Source organism: Sphingobium sp. B11D3A (assembly GCF_025961695.1).
Classification (GTDB): domain Bacteria; phylum Pseudomonadota; class Alphaproteobacteria; order Sphingomonadales; family Sphingomonadaceae; genus Sphingobium.
On the sequence record NZ_JAOQOE010000001.1, the window covers coordinates 524,369 to 542,847 of the forward strand.

Sequence of the window (18,479 nt, forward strand, 5' to 3'; positions counted from 1 at the left end):
ATAGCAAAGGTCGTGCACAGCAAAGGGCACGAGCGGCCCAATTAACGCATGCCGCAGGGAAATCAATAGCCTTATCAACCAAAGTGCTTGGCAATAAGGAACGGTTTTTCGCGTGGGACAGCACTTTTACAGCGGGGAGGCGGAGAGTGCGGGAGCGGCACAAGCCGGGATTTGCCAATGGACCCGCCGTAAGCTAACCGGGCGCCAATTCAAAGACACTCCATTCCGCTCAAGAGGACCGTTTCCCAATGGCCGTCCAGTACAGCTTTGTCATGAAGGGTCTCACCAAGACCTTCCCCGGCGCAAACAAGCCGCTTTTCAATAACATCCACCTTCAGTTCCTGCCGGGAACGAAGATCGCGATCATCGGCGTAAACGGCGCCGGTAAATCGACGCTGATGAAGGTGATGGCCGGCATCGACAATGATTATACCGGCGAGGCTTGGGCCGCCGAGGGGATTCGCGTCGGCTATCTGCCGCAGGAGCCGCAGCTCGATCCCGACAAGACGGTGATCGAAAATGTGAAGGACGGCGTGCGGCCTGTCGCCGATCTGGTCGACCGGTTCAACGAGATCAGCGCGATCATGGGCGATCCGCCGGAAGATTGCGATTTCGATGCGCTGATGACGGAGATGGGCGAGCTTCAGGAGAAGATCGACGCGGTCGACGGCTGGACGCTCGACAACCAGCTTGAGATCGCCATGGAGGCGCTGCGCTGCCCGCCGGGCGACTGGAGCGTCGACAATCTCTCGGGCGGTGAGAAGCGCCGTATCGCCCTGTGCCGCCTGCTTCTGGAAAAGCCGGACATCCTGCTGCTCGACGAGCCGACCAACCACCTCGATGCCGAGAGCGTCCAGTGGCTGGAGCAACACCTGATCAACTACACCGGCAACGTGATTCTCGTCACCCACGACCGCTACTTCCTGGACAATGTCGTCGGCTGGGTTCTGGAGCTGGATCGCGGCCGGGGCATCCCGTTCGAGGGCAATTATTCGAGCTGGCTGGACGCCAAGGCTAAGCGCATGGCGCAGGAAGAGCGCGAGGATGCCGGTCGGCAGAAGGCGATCAAAGAAGAGCTGGAGTGGATCCGGCAGTCGCCCAAGGCGCGCCAGACCAAGAGCAAGGCGCGTATCCGGGCGTTCGATGAGTTGGTCGAGAAGCAGGAGAATCGCGCGCCGGGCAAGGCCCAGATCGTCATCCAGACACCCGAGCGCCTTGGCGGCAAGGTGATCGAGGCCAAGAACCTCACCAAATCCTATGGCGACAAGCTGCTGTTCGATGATCTCTCCTTCACGCTGCCGCCGGGCGGCATTGTCGGCGTGATCGGCCCGAACGGCGCGGGTAAATCTACGCTGTTCCGGCTCATCACCGGGCAGGAACAGCCCGATTCGGGCAGCATCGAGGTCGGGCCGACCGTGCGCCTGGGCTATGTCGACCAGAGCCGCGATGCGCTCGATCCGAATCATAACGTCTGGGAAGAAATCTCCGGCGGCCATGATCTGATGACCATCGGCAAGCATGAGTTGCAGACGCGCGCCTATGTCGGCGCCTTCAACTTCAAGGGGCCGGACCAGCAGAAGAAAGTTGGTCAGCTCTCGGGCGGTGAGCGCAACCGCGTCCACATGGCCAAGATGCTCAAGGAGGGTGGCAACGTCCTCCTGCTCGACGAACCGACCAACGATCTCGACGTCGAGACGCTGCGCGCGCTGGAAGACGCGCTCGAGAACTTCGCCGGCTGCGCTGTGGTCATCAGCCACGATCGCTTCTTCCTCGACCGCCTGGCGACTCACATCCTCGCTTTCGAGGGGAACAGCCATGTCGAATGGTTCGAAGGCAATTTCGAGGCCTATGAGGAAGACAAGCGCCGCCGCATGGGCGACGCGGCGGATCGGCCGACGCGACTCGCTTACAAGAAGCTGACCCGCTAGCGGAGGCTTGCAGGGAGGGGCAGGGAGCTCGGTGGGTCAGAGACTCATCGCCGCTCCCGTCAGGCCGCTCGGCTGCCCCTCACTGCAGAATCGGACCCGGTCTGGTGCTCCGGCGGATTGCTTTTGACGGACAAGGGGTCGCCACGGTGCTGGCGATTTGGACCGGCCGCTTCACGAGCGTTCGCCGACTGGGCGCGGATCGACCCAATTTGGCGAGAGCGCTGGATGTCGGCGTGACGCCAGACTACGCGTTGCGCCACTGGCCGGTGGCGATCACCGGCAAACCCTCGACGCTGCGATTATACTCATAGGTCCAGACCCGGCGCCCACTATCCAGCAGGTCAACCTCGATGCGGCGATACTCTGACGCGCCGGGCTTATCGGGATCGTACAACTCGTAGACATCCATCTTCTCGAGCAGCAGTGGATCGCGGATGCCGATCAGTTCGCCATGCACCACGCCGGACTCGCCCGTTACCAGGCCGGGATAATCACCCAGATGATAGAGCCGGCCGACCACCCGGTCCGGCCCGAGCCGGCGCACGCCGCCCTCCATGCCGAGCGCAGCGAAGCCCGGTCCGCCTGTCATCAATAGTCCGTAGACGAAGAAAGCGACTTCTGTGTCCATCGCCTATTCGAACGGAGCGAAGTCGCCGCTCTGCTCATCGAGCACGTGCAGGACGCCATCCGATATGGCGAAGAATGCGCCTCGGAGCGCCAGCGCGCCGCTGGCTTCCTTTTCCGCGATCCACGGGAAGGTGCGCAGATTGGCGAGGCTGACCTTGACGGCGGCCAGTTCCATCGCCCGGCCTGCCGCGCCGCCATGGTCGCTGCCATGCGTCGCGACGACCTCGGCCCGCGCGTCATCGAGCAGGGATATCCAGTTCGCGATGAACCCGCCCTCGCCGGGCGCCGCATCGTGCATGGCACGGGTGAGCGCCGCGTTGCAGCCGCCGCACATGCCATGGCCCATCACAAGAATTTCCCCCACGCCGAGGAACTGCACGGCGAACTCGACGGCAGCAGACACGCCGTGCCGCCCGGGATTGGTTTCGAACGGCGGCACCAGCGCCGCCACGTTGCGGACGACGAAGATTTCCCCGGGACTGGTGTCGAAAATCTGGGTCGGATCGACGCGGCTATCCGAACAGGCGATCACCATCACGCGCGGGCTCTGGCCCTCGCTCAGTTCCGCCCAGCGCGTGCGCTGTTCAGACCAGTCCTGACCGCGAAACCGGCGATATCCTTCGAGCATGTCTGAAAACTGTACCATGGCAATTTCTTTGCCGATGATCGTGGGGGCTGGCAAGCGGGCTTTGCGGTCGCTATCTGGGCGGCATGAACGATCTCTCGTCCGATCCCGCAGGCTTCCGCCCGCGCAAGCCCGACTGGATCCGCGTCAAGGCGCCGGTCAGCGCCGGTTACGAAGCCACACGCAAGCTGATGCGGGACAAGGGGCTGGCGACGGTCTGCGAAGAGGCGGCCTGCCCGAATATCGGCGAGTGCTGGACCAAGAAGCACGCCACGGTGATGATCCTGGGCGACACCTGCACCCGGGCGTGCGCTTTCTGCAATGTGAAGACAGGGATGCCCCGGCCCGTCGATCCGCGGGAGCCGCAGAATCTGGCCGATGCCTGCGCCGAAATGGGTCTTGAGCACATCGTCGTGACGTCGGTGGACCGCGATGATCTGGCCGATGGCGGGGCGGGCCAGTTCGTGAAGGTGATAGAGGCGTTGCGCCGCACGACGCCGGAAACGACGATCGAAATTCTGACGCCGGATTTCCGCAACAAGCATGAGGCCGCCGTGGAGGCCATCGTCGCGGCGCGGCCGGATGTCTATAATCACAATCTGGAGACCGTGCCCCGGCTGTATCCCACGATCCGCCCGGGCGCGCGCTACTATGCCTCGCTGCGGCTGCTGGAGACGGTGAAGCGGCTCGATCCCTCCATTTTCACCAAGTCCGGCATCATGCTGGGCCTCGGCGAACAGCGCCTCGAGGTCCATCAGGTGATGGACGACATGCGCTCGGCGGATATCGATTTCCTGACCATGGGCCAGTATCTGCGCCCGACGCCCAAGCACGCCGCCGTGGCGGAGTTCGTGACCCCGCAGGCGTTCAAGGCTTATGCCGCTATCGCGCGGGCTAAGGGCTTCCTGCAGGTCGCTTCCAGCCCGCTCACCCGCTCAAGCTATCATGCCGGCGATGACTTCGCCCAGATGCGGGCCGCGCGCGAAACTGCGCTCGCCAAAGCCGCGATGAAAAGCAGCCTCTGAACGCCCATGCCCAAGCATAACGAAACCCGCCATCTGCCTTACTCGCCGGAACAGATGTTCGATCTGGTGGCTGACGTCGCGTCCTATCCGGAGTTCCTGCCGTGGGTCAGCGCCATGCGGGTCCGCTCGAACAGCGACACGGAGATGCTGGCGGACATGGTGGTCGGCTTCAAGGGGCTGCGCGAGACCTTCACCTCGCGCGTCGTGAAGGAGCGGCCGCATCATGTGCATGTGGATTATGTCGACGGGCCGTTGCGCCATCTCTCCAACGACTGGCGTTTCCGGCCGGATGGGGAGGGCGGGGTGCTGATCGACTTCGAAGTCGATTTCGCGTTCAAGAGCCGCATGTTCGAGATGTTGGCCGGCCAGGTGTTCGACCGGGCGCTGCGCAAGATGATCGGCGCTTTTGAAGAGCGGGCGGCGGCCCTTTACGGCGCCGATGCCTCGGGCAGCAGCAGTTCGAGCGCACATAGCGCCGCCTGAAGCCGCACTTTCGCGCGGCCTTCATCCTCGAATTTCCGCAAGTCGGCGACGGCATCGGCATCCTGCATGCCTTTTTCCGCGCGGGCGAACACGACCGTCCCGACCGGCTTCAACTCCGTTCCCCCATCGGGACCGGCCACGCCGGTGATCGAGACGGCGACATCGGCGCCCGTCCGGTTGAGGGCGCCATGCGCCATCGCCCAGGCGGTGGCGATCGAGACCGCCCCGAAGGCATCGATCACATCTTCGCTGACGCCGAGCAATTTGACCTTCTGCGCGTTCGAATAGGTGACGAAGCCTGCCTCGAACACGGCGGACGATCCGGGAATTTCGGTCAATGCGGCAGCAACCAGCCCCCCGGTGCAGCTCTCCGCGACCGCAACGGTGCGGCCAATGGCGCGATTTTCCGCGATAACGCGACGGGCCAGCACGACAAGTTCGGCAGGCAGCACGCCATCGGCATTGTTCAGGGTCGACTCACTCATGATCGTCCACGCATGATCGCATCGGGTTGAAAAGCCAACGGCATTAACGATGACCTCGACGAACGGGAACGGCGGCGACTGGCATTTGGTTGCCTTGAGGCCGCGTCACGATGCGGGTTCAACGTCATCATCCGGCACGCGCAGAGTCACCACGGCCTGCGCCGCGATGCCCTCGCCGCGGCCGGTCAGCCCGAGCCGCTCGGTGGTGGTCGCCTTCACGCTGATCCTGCCTTCCGGCAGCGCCATGATCGCCGCGAGACGGGCGAGCATGGCTCCGCGATGCGGCCCGATCTTGGGTGCCTCGCAGATGATCGTCACGTCAACATGATCGATCCGCCCCCCGCGCGCCGACACGCGATCGCAGGCGAAGGCCAGGAACCGATCCGAAGCCGCGCCCTTCCATTGCGGGTCGCTGGGTGGGAAATGGCTCCCGATATCCCCCTCGGCCAACGCGCCGAGCATCGCATCGACCAGCGCGTGGATCGCCACGTCGGCATCGCTATGGCCGGAGAGGCCATGACTGTGGGGAATCTGCACGCCGCACAGCCAAAGATCTTCGCCTTCCACGAGGCGATGCACATCGAAACCCATACCCACGCGCGTGCTCATGCCGACCGTCAATAGTCGCTCCATCCGTTCATGATCGCCCGGTCCCGTGATCTTCTCAAGCGCGCTGTCGCCCGGCACCAATGCCACGTCGATGCCGACGCGCCGCAGCATCTGCGCGTCGTCGGTCGGTTCTTCGGGGCCCGTCCACTGCTGATGGGCGGCCATGAGCGCGGCAAAATCGAAGCCCTGCGGGGTCTGCACGCGCGCGAGGACCGACCGGTCGACCACCTGGCCGGCCTCGTCGCCACCGGAGCGCACCAGCGTGTCGACCACGGGGAGTACCGGAACCACGCATCGCGCGCCATCGGCGAGTGCGCCGAGCACTCGGTCGATGACGGCAACCGGAAGCAGCGGTCGGGCGCTGTCATGAACGAGCACATGGGCTGCACCGGGCTCGCTGCCGGCCAACGCCTCAAGACCGGCGAGAACGGAGAGGCGCCGGCTGCTGCCACCTGCAACGATCATCAGACCTTCCGCGCGGGGGCCGAGCAGGCTGCGCATCGCATCCTCGCTGCCTGGCGGCACGACGAGCGCCACAGGGCCAACGCCGGGATGGGCGCGCAACGCATCCAGCGCATGGGCCACAACCGGCTTGCCGGCGAGCGTTCGCAACTGTTTGGGTGTCTCGTGACCGGTGCGCAAGCCGGCACCGGCAGCGAGCAAAATCGCGGCTGACAGGCCTGCGCGAGGGGCTTGATCGGGCATGGGGCGCGCTTAGCGCACGGCTTGCTTGCCCGCCAGCGTCATTCGCGGTAAGGGCTGCCTGTTTTTTAGGCAACATTCCGGTCATGACGCTGCTCAAACCCATCCAGATCGGTCCCGTGCGGATCGAGACACCGGTCGTTCTTGCGCCCATGACGGGCGTGACTGACATGCCGTTCCGCACGCTCGTGCGGCGCTATGGATCGGGCCTCAACGTCACAGAAATGATCGCCTCACCGGCGATGATCCGCGAGACGCGGCAATCGCTGCAGAAGGCCGCCTGGCACCCGGTCGAGGAACCGGTGTCGCTTCAGCTCGCCGGCTGCCAGCCCGCTGAAATGGCTGAGGCAGCCAAGCTCAATGCCGATCGAGGCGCGGCCATCATCGACATCAACATGGGTTGCCCGGTCAAGAAGGTGGTGAATGGCGATGCCGGCTCGGCGCTGATGCGCGACCTGCCGCTCGCTGCCCGACTGATCGAGGCGACCGTGAAGGCGGTCGATGTGCCTGTGACCGTGAAGATGCGAATGGGCTGGTGCCATGACAGCCTGAACGCACCCGAGCTGGCACGCATCGCCGAGGATTTGGGCGCCAAGCTGATTACGGTTCACGGGCGGACCCGCAACCAGATGTACAAGGGCAGCGCGGACTGGGCGTTCGTGCGCCGCGTCAAGGATGCGGTGAGGTTACCCGTGATCGTGAATGGCGACATCTGCTCGCTCGACGACGCGCGCACAGCGCTGGCGCAAAGCGGCGCCGATGGCGTGATGATCGGGCGCGGCGCCTATGGCAGGCCGTGGCTTCTCGGGCAGGTCATGCAGGGTCTGGTGAGCGGCCGGACCGTTGAGAACCCTGACATTGCCGAGCAATATGCCGTGATCGTCGAGCATTATCACGCGATGCTGGATCACTATGGTGAGACGACCGGCGTCAATATGGCCCGCAAGCATCTCGGCTGGTACACCAAGGGCCTGCCCGGCTCGGCCGAGTTCCGCAACATGGTCAATCAGGTGCCGGATGCGGCGACCGTGCTCGATATGCTGGAGCGCTTCTACACGCCGTTCGTGACGCACCCTGAACGGCTCGATCAGGAACCGGAACAGGCCAGGAATGCAGCCTGAGGCCGATTTCAGGGCTGGGGCGGATGCGAATGCACCGACCCGATCCCTGCCTGCCGCTGCCGAAATCGTCTCCGCGCATCCCGTCGCGACATTGATGATCGATCCGGACGGTCGGATCGTCACGGCCAATGCGCGCGCGGAAACGCTGCTCAACATGGCACGCTCGGCGCTGGTCGGCAGCGCCATCGGGCGGGTGCTGCGCATCGCCGATCCACGCGTCGATGCGGCGATCTGGATGACGGACAAGCCGCTGTCTGCCTATGATATTCAGGTCCATGCCGGGCGGAATGAAGCGCTGGAGATGGATATTCTCATTCATCCGCTACTGGAGGACGATCGCTGGCGGATCGTCGCCCTGCATGTCCATGGCCAGTCGCAGGCACTCGGCACGCGGCGCACATCCATGGGCGTGCGCTCGGCGACCGGCGCGGCAGCGATGCTCGCCCATGAGATCAAGAACCCGCTTTCGGGCATTCGCGGCGCGGCGCAATTGCTGGAGGGCGATGCCGGGGAGGCAACCCGGCCGCTCACCAAGCTGATCTGCGACGAGGTGGACAGGATCGCCGCCCTGATCGACCGGATGCAGCATTTCACCAGCAATCAGCCGCTCGAATGCCGACCGGAGAATATCTATCCGCTGCTTGACCGGGCGGTGGAGTTGGCGTGCGCCGGGTTCGCCCGCAATTGCACGATCACCCGCACCTATGACCCGTCCCTCCCGTTCGCACAGGTGAATGGCGACGCGCTGGTCCAGATCATGCTCAACCTGGTCAAGAATGCGGTAGAGGCCGTGGACGGCATGGCGGATGGCGCGGTTCAGGTTGCGACGGCCTATCGCCATGGCCTGTCGGTGATGGGCGCGCGCGGTAAGGGCGCCGCACCGCTGCAGATCGAGATTCAGGTGATCGACAATGGCCCCGGCGTGCCGGACAATATCCGTGACGTACTGTTCAACCCCTTCATTTCCAACAAGCGAAGCGGGCAAGGCCTCGGTCTCGCGCTGGTCGACAAGCTGGTGCGCGATATGAACGGCCTTGTGCAATATGAGCGCGACAAGGTTGCCGGGCGGTCGATCTTCCGAGTTCTGCTGCCGATGGGAGGGAGCCTATGACGCGCCTGACTGGCAAGGTTCTGGTGGTCGATGACGATCCGGCGATCTGCATGGTCGTCAGCGAGGCGCTCAAGCGGCAAGGCCACATCATCCGCACCGCTGGCTCGATAGCCGACCGCCATGAGGCGCTGGCGAGCTTCACGCCCGATGTGCTGATTACCGACGTGATCCTGCCGGACGGCGATGGTCTCGATGATGTCGGCAATATTCTGGCTTCCGAGCCTGACCTCAAGGTCATCATTCTCTCGGCGCAGAACACGCTCAACACGGCCGTACGCGCCACAGGGCAGGGTGCATTTGAATATCTGCCAAAGCCGTTCGATCTGAATGAGCTTAGCCGCGCGGTGGCGGAAGCACTCAGCGTTCGGGCCAAGGGCAAGCTGGCGGAACCGTCGGCTGGTGAGGGCACGGACGACGGCCTGCCCCTTATCGGGCGCTCGCCGCAGATGCAGGAGGTCTATCGCACGATCGCGCGGGTGGTGGGCAATGATCTCAACATTCTGGTTCTGGGCGAATCCGGGACCGGCAAGGAACTGGTGGCCGAGGCGATCCACAGCCTGGGGCCGCGCCGCAATGAACCGTTCGTGGCGATCAACATGGCCGCTATTCCCCGCGAGCTGATCGAGGCCGAGCTGTTCGGATACGAAAAGGGCGCGTTTACGGGCGCCTTCGCGCGAACGGCGGGCCGGTTCGAGCAGGCCGAGCGCGGCACGCTGTTTCTGGACGAAATCGGCGACATGCCGATGGACGCGCAGACGCGGCTGCTGCGGGTGCTCCAGTCCGGCGAAATCACGACGGTGGGCGGGACAAGGCCGGTGCGGGTCAACGTGCGCATCATCGCCGCGACCAATCAGGATCTGCCAACCCTGATTAGCGAAGGCCGGTTTCGCGAAGACCTGTTCTATCGCCTCAACGTCGTGCCGATTCGCCTGCCGGCGCTGCGTGAGCGGACAGGTGATGTCGCGATCCTCGCGCGGCATTTTCTTGATCAAGCTGTCTTCGAGGGGTTGCCGAGCAAGCTGCTCTCCGAGCAGGCCGCCGCGCTGCTCGAGCGCTATGACTGGCCTGGCAATGTGCGCGAACTCCAGAACCTGATGAAGCGCCTGACCGTGCTCACGCGCGATCAGGAAATTCAGGTCCAGCATGTCCGGCAGGTGCTGCGCGTGCAGGACAGCGTGGGCGACCCGGCCGACAGCAGCGCCGCCGATCTGGCGGAAGCGGCGCGGCGCTGGGCGCGGGATCACCTCGCGGTCGGCGGCAATGCCAGCCCCTGCGAGCTTTACGACCGGCTGCTCGACGTCATCGAACCTGTGCTCTTGAGCGAAGTGCTTGCCGCAATGGATGGCAATCAAATCCGGGCAGCGGCCACACTGGGGCTCAATCGCAACACCTTGCGAAAGAAGCTCAATCACTATGATATCGACCCCACCATGCCGCTGCGCCATCGCTGATTGCGGTGCGATAGACCGGGGCCGGCCAGCGCCGTAACTTCCACCGTCGCGTGTTAAGCGTGTTTGCTCCGCCACGCCGATGTTGTATCGGTGCCACGATGGATCAAAGATCGACCGTGCTGGACAATGTGAGCGATCCGTCGCGGCCGTTGCGCATCTGGCAGCGGCTCAGTCGTCTGGCTGTTCCGCTCACAGCGGGGGTCTTTGTCGCCACGGCGGGGTTCACCTGGTGGTTGCTCACGCGTCCCCAGGATGATGACACATTGCTCAGCGCCGCCGTGGTGGCGCTGCTGCTGGTCCTCAATCTTCTGCCGGCCATTCTGCTGCTCGTTCTGCTCGGCCAGAGGATCGCCCGGCGGCGCGCCAATCGCAGCCTCGTGGGCGGCAATGGGCGTCTGCACGTCCGCCTCGTCGCCCTGTTCTCGGTGATCGCGAGTCTGCCGCTGCTGCTGGTGGTGATCTTTGCCTCGCTGCTCTTCCAATATGGCGTGCAGTTCTGGTTCTCAGCTGATGCGCGCGGCATGCTCCAGAACGCCTCCGATCTTGCTCGCGGCTATTATCAGTCCAACCTCAAGGAGTTGAGCGACGAGACCGTGACAATGGCGGGAGACCTGCGCAATTATCTCTCCCAATCAAGCATTTCCAGCCCGTCCTTCGCGGAGGGTTATATCTATCAGGTGGTCACGCGGAAACTGAACCGCTCGGCGATCATCGAGATCGGCAAGGACGGCGTCGCGCGGACGGCAGCCACGGTCGATCCGGAACGGCAGACGGCCACGGATATGCTGACGCCGGAGATCATCCGCGATTTGCGCAATGGCCAGCCCGTCGTGGTGCAGGCCAAGCCCAACCAGATCGAAGCCTTTGTGCTGCTCTATCCCGAGTCCAACACATTCCTCTACGCCACCCGCGATTCGGCCGTCTCCGCTTTCAGCGAGATGGAGCGCGCCCAGGCCGTGCTCGCCGATTATGACGAGTTTGCCGCGCGCTCGCGGCAGCTACAGCTGCGCTTCAACATCGCTTTGTTCATCGGCACATTGATGCTGGTCGGCACGGCAGTGTGGATCGCGCTGGCCGTAGCGGATCGACTCGTCCGACCGGTGGGAGAGTTGGTGGATGCCGCGCGGCGTGTGACGGCAGGCGATCTGTCGGCGCGGGTCACTGACTCTCATTCTCGCGACGAACTGGGCACACTGGCAAGCGCGTTCAACCGAATGACCCAGCGGTTGGAGGCGCAGACCGGCGCGCTCGTCTCGGCCAATAATCAGCTAGCAGATCGGCGGGCGCTCATCGAGGCCGTGCTGTCGGGTGTCAGCGCGGGCGTGGTCTCCGTCGACCGCGATGGCACCATCCAGATCCTGAACAGCTCGGCAGCGGGTCTGCTCGTGCGCCCTGGCGAACAGGCGGTCGGCCAACGGCTTGCCGATGTGTCCGAGGAGCTGGCAGCGCTGATGGAGGCCGGCACCGGCGCCGACATCATCCAGATCCGTGCGCGGGGCGAGGTGCGCACGCTCGCGGTTCGGGTGGTCGTCGAGGACGGCAATCAGGTGCTGACCTTCGATGATATAACCGAGCAACTGCTCGACCAGCGCCGCGCCGCCTGGTCGGATGTCGCCCGCCGGATCGCCCATGAAATCAAGAATCCGCTGACCCCGATCCAGCTCGCCGCAGAGCGGCTGCAGCGTCGCTACGGCAAGGAGATCGAGTCCGATCCCAGCACCTTCCGCCGCCTGACCGAAACGATCGTGCGGCAGGTCGGCGATCTGCGCCGTATCGTCGATGAGTTCACCTCCTTCGCGCGCATGCCCAAGCCCGTCTTCCGGGAGGAAGCGGTGATCGACATCGCCCGCCATGCGATGTTCCTGCATGAGGTCGCGCACCCCGAGATTACTTTCACCTTCGATAGCGAGGAAGCCGATCCGGCCTTGGTCTGCGACCGCCGGCAGATCGGCCAGGCGCTGACCAATATCGTCAAGAACGCGGTCGAGGCCATCGAGCAGCGGCATCTTGCCGACACGCCGAAGGGGGAAGGCGATCAACCGCCCGCCAATGCCCCGCATGGCCATGTGACGATGCTCGTGCTGCGTGAGGAAGGGCAGCTCGCCATCTCCGTGACCGACGACGGCATCGGCCTGCCCGAGCAGCGCGAGCGGATCATCGAACCCTATATGACGACGCGCGCCAAGGGCACCGGCCTCGGGCTCGCGATCGTGAAGAAGATCGTCGAGGAACATTTCGGCTCCATCACCTTCGGCGATGCCGAAAGCGGAGGCACAGTCGTGACTCTCCGCTTCGACGTGGAACGGCTGTCGCGCCTCGCCGAGGGCGACGAGAGGGCCGAGACAATATGAAAGAGACGTTGAATGGCGCTTGATGTTCTGATCGTCGATGACGAAGCCGATATCCGGGAACTGGTCGCGGGTGTCCTCGAGGATGAGGGGTTCGAGACGCGCCTGGCGGCCAATAGTGACGAGACGTTGGAAGCGCTTGCCGCGCGGCGCCCATCGCTGGTGTTGCTGGACGTGTGGCTGCAGGGGTCAAAACTGGATGGCCTCGAACTGCTCGACATCATCAAGGAGCGAGACCCCAGCATTCCGGTGCTGATGATCTCGGGCCATGGCAATATCGATACGGCCGTCGCGGCGATCCGGCGCGGGGCGGTCGATTTCATCGAGAAGCCGTTTGAATCCGACCAGCTTCTTCACATCGTCAACCGGGCGACGGAAACCGAGCGCCTGCGCCGGGAAAATCAGGTGCTGCGCGCGCGCTTCGGACAGGAAGAGGAACTGACCGGCACCAGCAATGCCATCAACACGGTGCGTGCGACGATCAAGAAGGTCGCCGGCACCGGCAGCCGGGTGCTGATTACCGGACCGGCCGGCGTCGGCAAGGAAGTGGCGGCGCGGATGCTCCACAACTGGTCGACGCGGGCGAGCGGTCCGTTCGTGATCGTCACGGCGGCGCGGATCGAGCCGGAGCGCGCCGAAGAAGCGCTGTTCGGCGTGGAGGGTTCAGACGGGGTGATCCGGCCCGGCCTGCTGGAGCAGGCCCATGGCGGCACATTGTTCCTCGACGAAATCGCGGACATGCCCCTCACCACGCAGGGCAAGATCCTGCGGGTGCTGACCGACCAAAGCTTTACGCGCATCGGCGGCCAGCGGCAGGTGAAAGTCGACATCCGGGTCATCTCGTCCACGGCGCGCGACCTCAAGGAAGAGATTGCCGCGCGGCGGTTCCGTGAAGATCTCTATTACCGGCTCAATGTCGTGCCGCTTACCCTGCCACCTCTGGCAGAACGGCGGGACGACATTCCCGGGCTGGTCGAGCATTATCTAGCACGCTTTGCCGCTGAGCGCGGCATGGCCTCTCCCAACATGGCGCCCAATGCGATGGCCGCCCTGCAATCGGCTGATTGGCCGGGCAATGTCCGCCAGCTCCGCAATGTCGTGGAGCGCACCGTCATTCTGGCGCCGATGAATTCGGGCGGCGTCATCGAGCTGGAGATGCTGCCGGCGGAGGCCACTGGCGGCGGCGACGACAGCGCCATGTCCACCGCGATCATGGGGGCGCCGCTGCGGGAAGCGCGCGAGAATTTCGAGCGGGAGTATCTGCGCATCCAGATCAAGCGCTTCTCCGGCAACATTTCGCGGACCGCTGCGTTTATTGGCATGGAGCGCTCGGCCCTGCACCGCAAGCTGAAGTCGCTTGGCTTGGGAGATGAACGCGATAGTTGAGCACTAAGAACCTTTGTGCAGCGCAACAAGCCGGGGCTGGATTTCTCCCTGGGAATCACATAGCTTGCACCAGTCACCCCACTCATGGGGCATATCGACGCTTTGACAGAGCGCGACGCGGACAGCGAGCCGCCAATAATGGAGTAGAAAATGGCCGAAAAACTCAATAACTTACAGGACATATTTCTCAACAGTCTTCGCAAGAGCAAGACCCCGGTGACCATGTTTCTGGTCAAGGGCGTCAAGCTTCAGGGCATCGTCACCTGGTTTGATAATTTCTCGGTCCTGCTTCGGCGCGACGGTCAAACCCAACTGGTCTACAAGCACGCCATTTCCACGGTCATGCCTGCGCATCCGATGGATCTCGCCAAGATTGAATCCGCCTTCTCATCAAATGAGCGCAAGCCGAAGCTTTTGCAGGAAATTTTCCTGTCGGCGGTCCATAAGTCCGGTGACCCGGTAACCATGTTTCTGGTCAACGGCGTGATGCTTCAGGGCGAGATCGCGGCTTACGACCTGTTCTGCATGTTGCTCCAGCGCGATGGTCTCGTGCAGCTCGTCTACAAGCATGCCATCTCGACCGTTCAGCCCACCCATCCGCTCGATCTCTCGGGCGAAAATGATGAAGATGAGGACTGAACAGATGGGGATGACCCATTAGTTTTCATCTCGATCAGGAAGAAGTGACGCGTGGGACGCGGGCCATCGTGGTCCACGCCGATCTCGGGCGACGCCAGCGGCGGGACGTCTCGGCCCGGCTGGAGGAAGCCAAAGGACTCGCGCTCGCCATCGGACTGGACGTGTGCGGGACCGCGGCGTTCCGCGTGCGGCAGTCCCGCCCGGCCACGCTGTTCGGCTCCGGGCAGGTGGAAGAGATCGCCGCGCTGGCCGCGCGTGAGCAGGCCGAGCTCATCGTCGTCGATAATAATCTGACACCCGTGCAGCAGAGCAATCTTGAGAAGAATTGCGCCGCCAAGGTCATCGACCGCACCGGCCTTATCTTGGAGATTTTCGGCGAGCGCGCCGCCACGGCCGAGGGGCGCCTGCAGGTCGAGCTGGCCCATCTCGATTATCAGGCCGGCCGGCTTGTGCGCAGCTGGACCCACCTGGAGCGGCAGCGCGGCGGCTTTGGCTTTCTTGGCGGCCCCGGCGAAACGCAGATCGAAGCCGACAGGCGGATGATCCGCGATCGCATGGCCCGCATCCGGCGCGAGCTTGAGCAGGTTACGCGGACCCGCGGGCTTCATCGCGCCCGGCGCCAGCGCGCGCCCTGGCCGGTGATCGCGCTCGCCGGCTATACCAATGCTGGCAAATCGACCCTGTTCAATCGCCTGACCGGATCGGCTGTGGTCGCGCAGGACATGCTGTTCGCCACGCTCGATCCCACGATGCGGCAAATCAGCCTCCCGGGCATCGACAAGGCCATTCTCTCGGATACGGTGGGCTTCGTGTCGGACCTGCCGCACCAACTGGTCGCGGCCTTTCGCGCAACGCTCGAAGAGGTACTATCCGCCGATCTCATCCTCCATGTGCGTGATATCGCGCATCCCGACAGCGACGCGCAGAAAGCCGATGTGCTGGACGTGCTGGCCGATCTGGGGGCCGTCGCCGGGGAGGATGACGAGGCGCCTGCGGACAGCGCCGTGCCGGTGCTGGAAGTCTGGAACAAGGTCGATCTTATCGACGATCCCGACCATCAGGCCGCGATCCGCAACCGGGCCGAGCATGAGCCCGATGTCGCCCTTGTTTCCGCGCTGACGGGCGAGGGGATCGAGGCGCTACGTCGGCGCCTTTCCGATATCCTCGGCAAGAGCCACCGGCGCTACGAGTTCGATCTGAGCGGACGTGAAGGCGCGGCGCTTGCCTGGCTTCATGCCCATGGCGAAGTGCTGTCCGAAACGGCAGAGGCCGATGGGGGCGAAGTCACCATCCACGTCTCTGTGCGGATGGAGCCGGCCGATTATGATCGCTTCGTGCGCCTGCACGGCGACCAGGCCGGACTGATCGCCTGAGGCTCGCCCTCAACGCTCGGCGCGCTTGACCTTCTGCCAGAGCGCTTCCTTCTCATCCAGAGACAAACCGGGAAATGCCTCGCCCGCATCGGCTTCCATGGCGCGGAACCGCCGCTCGAACTTCCCGCTCGCCCGGCGGAGCGCCGTCTCGGGATCGACATGATGATGCCGCGCGAGATTGACAACCGCAAACAACAGGTCGCCGATCTCGTCCTCTAACTCTGCCTGATCGGTAGCCTGTTCGACCTCCTCCAGCTCTTCCCGCACCTTGGCGCGCACATCTGCGATGTCATCCCAATCAAACCCGACGCGCGCGGCACGGTTCTGAATTTTCTCCGCCCGCGAGAGCGCGGGCAGGGAGAGGGCAACCCCTGACAAGGCCGAGCGATCATCCGAGGGCTTGCCGGCGCGCTCTGCGGCCTTGATCTCGTCCCAACCGGGCGAGACCGACCCGGGCGCTGCAAAAACATGCGGATGGCGCCGCAACATCTTCTCGCAAATCGCGGAGATCACATCGGAAAGATCGAAGGCCTGTTGCTCCGAAGCCATCTGGCTGTGAAACACGACTTGGAACAGCAGATCGCCCAGCTCATCCTTGAGCGCCGCCATATCGCCGGACTCGATGGCGTCGGCGACCTCATAGGCCTCCTCGATCGTGTAAGGCGCGATGGTGGCGAAGGTCTGGGCGACATCCCACGGGCAGCCATCATCCGGATTGCGAAGCCGCGCCATGATGTCCTGAAGCGGTGCGATGTCTGCGGGTGTGTTGCTCAATGAAGGTTCCGTCACGATAGGAAAGCTCGCAAGACGGTAGACAGGTCGATGTCCAAACTCCAGCACCGACCGGACTAAGCTCCCCATCGGGCTCGGAGTCACCCAAAAAGAGAAACTGAATTTTCTTTTTTTATGAATGCGCTGAGGAATTCCGGGTAACGACGCTCATAGAAAACAGAACAAACGGACCTCTCACGGAGATGGCATAGGTGCAGGATAAATCCGTGCCTGTTTTGGATGACGAACGCGTGTCGCTGCACCGGCGCGCTTTGCATCGCTATTTCAGCAAACGGGTGCCCATCGGCGAGGTCGAGGATCTCGTGCAGGAAGTCCTGGCCAATCTGCACAGCCGCCAGAAAAGCGCGGAAATCGAGAATGTGCAGGGCTATCTCTTCACCATCGCCTCCCATGTGCTGGCGCGGCGGCACCACAAAAATGCCCAGTTGCGCTATGCTGACGAAGAGGTGCCGGATCAGATCGATCCCTTCTCGCCAGAACGCATCCTGATCGGGCAGCAAAGCCTCACCGCTGCTCTGGAGGTGATCCGCACGCTGCCTCCGCGCACTCAGCAGGTGTTCGTTCTTCATCGCTTCGAGGAGATGACCTACGCCCGGATCGCGGCGCATCTGGGCATCTCGGCAAGCGCCGTCGAAAAGCACATCATGCAGGCTTTGAAAGCATTGCACGACAATGCCAGGGGGACGGAATGAAGTTTCTGCCTCGCCTCGTGCGACCCGCCGACCGGCCGACGCCCGTGGATGCCCCCGGATGGGTCGCCCGTGTGCGCTCAGGCACATTGCCTCCGCAAGAGGTTCGCCAGTTCGAGCGCTGGCTTGCCGAACGTGACGAGAACCGGCGCGACTATGACGCGTTGGTTGCCCAGTTTCTCGAACTAGACCGCCTCCGCTCCCATCCCGAAATCATGGCTTTGCGCGAGGAGGCGCGCCAGGCGCCGCGGGGCAAACGCCGGCTCGCCATCGCGGCGGCTCTCGGCCTGCTGCTCACTGGTGCCGTGACGGCCGTCGTTGCGCTCGATCTGCTGCCCACCAGCAGCGAGCAGCGAGCGTCCGTCGTCACAGCCTATTACGAAACGCCGGAGGGCAAGACGTCGGCGATCGTCCTGCCCGATGGCAGCAAGGTCTTCCTCGATGCGAGCAGCGCGCTCAAGGCGAGCATGGGCGAGACGACCCGGCGCATCGAGTTGCTGAGCGGCCGCGCCAACTTTGCGGTGGCGAAAGATCGCGAGCGGCCCTTCGTCGTGATGGCCGGTGGTCAGCGGATCAAGGCGCTCGGCACCCAGTTCGACGTCAATCTCGTCGAGCGGACCGTCGAGCTGACGCTCATGGAGGGCCATGTCGTCGTGCAGGGCCTCAAGACAAAGTCGGACACGGCGTCGACCGTCTTCATGCGCCCCGGCTACCGCCTCGTCGCAGGGGACGGCAATTGGACACTCGCCCCGGTCGATCTGCGCAATGTTTCGCGCTGGCGGGAGGGTGTCCTGATTTTCGACGAAGCCCGGCTCGGCGACATCGTGGCCGAGATGAATCGCTATCTCCCGGCCAAAATCCTCATCGGCACGCCCGCCATTGCCGAGCGGCGGATGAGCGCCGTGCTCCGCGCCGGAGACGTATCGACATTTCTTTCTGCCATCGATGCCATGGGCGTGGCCCGATGGACGCGGGTTTCCGACGGGGAATATCGGTTGCTGGACATCGCCCGTGAAAGAAATCTGAACGCACGACTGAGGTAAATCGCGCGAACCGCCTCATCAGGTAGAGAAGTCTAAAAACAG

General features: G+C 63.8%; 17 protein-coding genes. 12 read left to right on the top strand and 5 right to left on the bottom strand.

All coding sequences use genetic code 11. From position 1 onward, the window contains the following. Positions 1 to 248: 248 nt before the first annotated feature. Positions 249 to 1,928, top strand: a complete 1,680-nt coding sequence (gene ettA / locus M2332_RS02510; protein ID WP_264572842.1) for an energy-dependent translational throttle protein EttA — start codon at positions 249 to 251, stop codon at positions 1,926 to 1,928. A gap of 244 nt (positions 1,929 to 2,172) precedes the next feature. On the opposite strand, the gene M2332_RS02515 is transcribed toward ettA, so the two are convergent. Both M2332_RS02515 and M2332_RS02520 read right to left on the bottom strand, forming a co-directional pair. Further along, positions 2,173 to 2,556, bottom strand: a complete 384-nt coding sequence (locus tag M2332_RS02515) for a gamma-glutamylcyclotransferase (RefSeq protein WP_264572843.1) — start codon at positions 2,554 to 2,556, stop codon at positions 2,173 to 2,175. Between the two features lie 3 nt (positions 2,557 to 2,559). After that, entirely contained in the window at positions 2,560 to 3,201 is a 642-nt protein-coding gene (locus tag M2332_RS02520; protein ID WP_181559678.1) for a carbonic anhydrase, read from the bottom strand. Positions 3,202 to 3,266: 65 nt separating this feature from the next. On the opposite strand from M2332_RS02520, the gene lipA reads away from it, so the two are divergent. Further along, positions 3,267 to 4,205, top strand: a complete 939-nt coding sequence (lipA, locus tag M2332_RS02525; RefSeq protein ID WP_264572844.1) for a lipoyl synthase — start codon at positions 3,267 to 3,269, stop codon at positions 4,203 to 4,205. Between the two features lie 6 nt (positions 4,206 to 4,211). Then, on the top strand, positions 4,212 to 4,688 hold the full coding sequence (locus M2332_RS02530) for a type II toxin-antitoxin system RatA family toxin (protein ID WP_181559680.1): 477 nt from the start codon (positions 4,212 to 4,214) through the stop codon (positions 4,686 to 4,688). Here the strand turns inward: M2332_RS02530 and M2332_RS02535 are convergent. Together M2332_RS02535 and M2332_RS02540 are read right to left on the bottom strand one after the other, a co-directional pair. Then, positions 4,634 to 5,173: a CinA family protein gene (locus M2332_RS02535; protein WP_264572845.1), complete on the bottom strand. Its 540-nt coding sequence runs from the start codon at positions 5,171 to 5,173 to the stop codon at positions 4,634 to 4,636. The two genes, M2332_RS02530 and M2332_RS02535, sit on opposite strands and share 55 nt — an antisense overlap. Positions 5,174 to 5,278: 105 nt before the next feature. After that, on the bottom strand, positions 5,279 to 6,487 hold the full coding sequence (locus M2332_RS02540) for a bifunctional 2-C-methyl-D-erythritol 4-phosphate cytidylyltransferase/2-C-methyl-D-erythritol 2,4-cyclodiphosphate synthase (protein WP_264572846.1): 1,209 nt from the start codon (positions 6,485 to 6,487) through the stop codon (positions 5,279 to 5,281). Between the two features lie 83 nt (positions 6,488 to 6,570). Between M2332_RS02540 and dusB the strand changes: the two genes are divergently transcribed. The 7 genes from dusB to hflX all read left to right on the top strand — a co-directional run bounded on the left by dusB (position 6,571) and on the right by hflX (position 15,913). Further along, complete coding sequence (dusB, locus tag M2332_RS02545) at positions 6,571 to 7,605, top strand: tRNA dihydrouridine synthase DusB (protein ID WP_264572847.1); 1,035 nt, start codon at positions 6,571 to 6,573, stop codon at positions 7,603 to 7,605. Next, positions 7,595 to 8,716, top strand: coding sequence for a two-component system sensor histidine kinase NtrB (locus M2332_RS02550; RefSeq protein ID WP_264572848.1), 1,122 nt, complete (start codon positions 7,595 to 7,597; stop codon positions 8,714 to 8,716). Before dusB ends, M2332_RS02550 begins: the two co-directional genes overlap by 11 nt. After that, positions 8,713 to 10,167 (top strand): nitrogen regulation protein NR(I), encoded by a 1,455-nt coding sequence (gene ntrC, locus M2332_RS02555; RefSeq protein ID WP_264572849.1) that lies wholly within the window; start codon positions 8,713 to 8,715, stop codon positions 10,165 to 10,167. The genes M2332_RS02550 and ntrC overlap by 4 nt, the downstream gene beginning before the upstream one ends. Positions 10,168 to 10,265: 98 nt before the next feature. Beyond that, entirely contained in the window at positions 10,266 to 12,518 is a 2,253-nt protein-coding gene (locus tag M2332_RS02560; protein WP_264572850.1) for an ATP-binding protein, read from the top strand. Positions 12,519 to 12,530: 12 nt separating this feature from the next. Then, on the top strand, positions 12,531 to 13,901 hold the full coding sequence (locus tag M2332_RS02565) for a sigma-54-dependent transcriptional regulator (RefSeq protein WP_264572851.1): 1,371 nt from the start codon (positions 12,531 to 12,533) through the stop codon (positions 13,899 to 13,901). Between the two features lie 150 nt (positions 13,902 to 14,051). After that, complete coding sequence (hfq, locus tag M2332_RS02570) at positions 14,052 to 14,540, top strand: RNA chaperone Hfq (RefSeq protein WP_264570320.1); 489 nt, start codon at positions 14,052 to 14,054, stop codon at positions 14,538 to 14,540. Between the two features lie 44 nt (positions 14,541 to 14,584). Next, positions 14,585 to 15,913, top strand: coding sequence for a GTPase HflX (gene hflX / locus M2332_RS02575; RefSeq protein WP_264572852.1), 1,329 nt, complete (start codon positions 14,585 to 14,587; stop codon positions 15,911 to 15,913). A gap of 9 nt (positions 15,914 to 15,922) precedes the next feature. On the opposite strand, the gene mazG is transcribed toward hflX, so the two are convergent. Then, positions 15,923 to 16,687 (bottom strand): nucleoside triphosphate pyrophosphohydrolase, encoded by a 765-nt coding sequence (gene mazG / locus M2332_RS02580; protein WP_264572853.1) that lies wholly within the window; start codon positions 16,685 to 16,687, stop codon positions 15,923 to 15,925. Positions 16,688 to 16,911: 224 nt separating this feature from the next. Here mazG and M2332_RS02585 point away from each other — a divergent pair, with 224 nt between their 5' ends. Together M2332_RS02585 and M2332_RS02590 are read left to right on the top strand one after the other, a co-directional pair. After that, entirely contained in the window at positions 16,912 to 17,397 is a 486-nt protein-coding gene (locus M2332_RS02585; protein WP_264572854.1) for an RNA polymerase sigma factor, read from the top strand. After that, positions 17,394 to 18,437 (top strand): FecR family protein, encoded by a 1,044-nt coding sequence (locus tag M2332_RS02590; protein WP_264572855.1) that lies wholly within the window; start codon positions 17,394 to 17,396, stop codon positions 18,435 to 18,437. Before M2332_RS02585 ends, M2332_RS02590 begins: the two co-directional genes overlap by 4 nt. The last annotated feature ends 42 nt before the right edge of the window (positions 18,438 to 18,479 follow it).

Bases quoted from the DNA above. Each gene is read 5' to 3' on its own strand.
- M2332_RS02565 (WP_264572851.1), top strand. From the start codon at position 12,531: ATGGCGCTTGATGTTCTGATCGTCGATGACGAAGCCGATATCCGGGAA.
- M2332_RS02540 (WP_264572846.1), bottom strand. From the start codon at position 6,487: ATGCCCGATCAAGCCCCTCGCGCAGGCCTGTCAGCCGCGATTTTGCTC.
- M2332_RS02520 (WP_181559678.1), bottom strand. From the start codon at position 3,201: ATGGTACAGTTTTCAGACATGCTCGAAGGATATCGCCGGTTTCGCGGT.
- hfq (WP_264570320.1), top strand. From the start codon at position 14,052: ATGGCCGAAAAACTCAATAACTTACAGGACATATTTCTCAACAGTCTT.
- ettA (WP_264572842.1), top strand. From the start codon at position 249: ATGGCCGTCCAGTACAGCTTTGTCATGAAGGGTCTCACCAAGACCTTC.
- ntrC (WP_264572849.1), top strand. From the start codon at position 8,713: ATGACGCGCCTGACTGGCAAGGTTCTGGTGGTCGATGACGATCCGGCG.
- M2332_RS02515 (WP_264572843.1), bottom strand. From the start codon at position 2,556: ATGGACACAGAAGTCGCTTTCTTCGTCTACGGACTATTGATGACAGGC.
- M2332_RS02560 (WP_264572850.1), top strand. From the start codon at position 10,266: ATGGATCAAAGATCGACCGTGCTGGACAATGTGAGCGATCCGTCGCGG.
- M2332_RS02530 (WP_181559680.1), top strand. From the start codon at position 4,212: ATGCCCAAGCATAACGAAACCCGCCATCTGCCTTACTCGCCGGAACAG.
- dusB (WP_264572847.1), top strand. From the start codon at position 6,571: ATGACGCTGCTCAAACCCATCCAGATCGGTCCCGTGCGGATCGAGACA.
- lipA (WP_264572844.1), top strand. From the start codon at position 3,267: ATGAACGATCTCTCGTCCGATCCCGCAGGCTTCCGCCCGCGCAAGCCC.
- M2332_RS02550 (WP_264572848.1), top strand. From the start codon at position 7,595: ATGCAGCCTGAGGCCGATTTCAGGGCTGGGGCGGATGCGAATGCACCG.
- M2332_RS02590 (WP_264572855.1), top strand. From the start codon at position 17,394: ATGAAGTTTCTGCCTCGCCTCGTGCGACCCGCCGACCGGCCGACGCCC.
- M2332_RS02535 (WP_264572845.1), bottom strand. From the start codon at position 5,173: ATGAGTGAGTCGACCCTGAACAATGCCGATGGCGTGCTGCCTGCCGAA.